This window comes from Endozoicomonas numazuensis, assembly GCF_000722635.1.
Classification (GTDB): domain Bacteria; phylum Pseudomonadota; class Gammaproteobacteria; order Pseudomonadales; family Endozoicomonadaceae; genus Endozoicomonas_A; species Endozoicomonas_A numazuensis.
Genome location: NZ_JOKH01000006.1, coordinates 135,489 through 137,328, shown reverse-complemented (window position 1 = coordinate 137,328; position 1,840 = coordinate 135,489). Strand labels below are relative to the sequence as shown.

The window sequence follows — 1,840 nt, the reverse complement described above, 5'->3', positions numbered from 1 at the left end:
TTCTCTCGCCTTTCACCCCAATGGCACCTGGCTGGCGGTAGGCAACGACCAGAACGACATTGAATTCTATTCTCTGGGGAGGCTGCCTGAAATTTCTTTAACCGAACAGGCAACCGCGACTATGGGTGACGATCGGCTCACCTCACCAAGCCCTTCCTTTACCTTTCTGACGGTACCGGCCTCAAGCTTTATAGTTGTTTCTCCCACGATGATGCCACCCGTCATTACGACTGACGAAGACCCGGAAACCGGAAGCGACCTCGGGGCGATATTGGGTGTCGTGCTGCCCACTGGGGTGATTATTGCCACCCTGACCACAACGATTGTGGTTATTTACCTGAAACTCATCAAACCAAAGCGGGTTGTTGAAAAAGCCTGAAGCCATTATTACTGCTTAACCTTCTTTTCTCGCCTGTCTTGTCTATGCGGATTTCCCGATACAAGCAGGGGCGATGATAATTCAGGTAAGGTGTAGGTACTCATCTTCGAACCGGTTATACCAATCAAACTTTCAAACCCCGTTATGAGCAAGCCATTTGAGTCCAATAGGCAATACCCACAGGGCATAAAGGCGGGGTGAGGAGTCATAGCCGTAGCTATGGCGACGATCCCCAACGCAGAATGTTGGACTCAAATGGCTGCACAATAGGGGATTTAGGGGATTTAGGGGATTTAGGGGATTTAGGGGATTTAGGGGATTTTGAAAGTGCGATTGGTATTAAATTTCTCTGCATGTGTTGAGGTATATGGGCATGCTCCAGCTGCTTTCTGATGACAGGTCCATTCTTACTTTCGACCAAAGCATTATCGTTACAATGGCGCGAGCGAGACTTGCTTACGCCGTCTTTATCACCTTGCTGATAGGCTCGTTCACAGATTTTCTTGATCGGCACACTATTAAGGTCTCTGTGTGAGGTCCCTGTGTGAGCTGTCAGTAGATGCCAGTAGCCTGATATCTGCCTTGGTGTATCGAGCTTTGAAACCACTGGCTGAGCGTTTGCTCAACCTATTGGTAACACTCGTCTTTTGAACCCCGGCCGGGCTCAAGAGCGTGCGTATGCATGAGCAGTTACTCATGAACGACAGTGCTAAAGTAATGAGCTCACTTCATTTTGGAAGAGACTCTCGGTGGCCTGACACCGTTCAAGGTCTAGACTACAAAAGTCTGTTGTACTTATTGCTTGACTCCAGCCTCTCTTGCTGTTCAGAGGTCTTTTATTGTGTATTTTTGCCGTCTTTTTGCTTTATCAGCACTCCTTCTGCTTGGGGCTGGTACAGAGGCCGAGCTGATTGATTCGGAGCCTGAAGTTGAGCTGTTTTCTGCTCACCTCGGGCCACGGTATTTTGCCAGATTGCCTTTCTATGGCGCATTTTATGTAAATGTGTGGAGGGTGAATAATGAAGACGGTTCCCTTAAATGTTTTGCAAGTTTTGTTTACTCAAGCGATAGCTACATAGATTTAAAGACAAAGGTAATTACTGCTGCTGGAAATAGGTTTCTGCTTGATACCCACTTTAACAATGGCCGTTACTTTCATTTTGATAGTCAGGCTTATCGCAGGATCGACCGTAGTCAAGCCAAATGTCGCGGCCTCGACAAATCCTACCAGGCCTGCTTAAAACTAAGAAGTCGTTCTTGGGGCACACTCCACAGTCATGCTTCTCCAACCTCTGTTATTTGCCTCTCAGAGATGCCCATGTTTAAACAACTGGTGATCAATACCAAAACGGATCAACTGGGAGATCATGATTGCGGCGTGTTTCCACCGGCTCCACAGCAGCAGGAAATGATTCAGGCTGTGCTTTCCGACTACAACGAAGGCAGCGGCTATTCCGGGAT

1 protein-coding gene is annotated in these 1,840 nt (G+C 47.8%); it reads left to right on the top strand.

Features of this window, described 5'->3' with window-relative positions; all coding sequences use genetic code 11:
* Nucleotides 1-379 (top strand): hypothetical protein (locus GZ78_RS21465; protein ID WP_034840776.1); only part of this gene is annotated, 379 nt, incomplete at its 5' end.
* Nucleotides 380-1,840 lie beyond the last annotated feature (1,461 nt).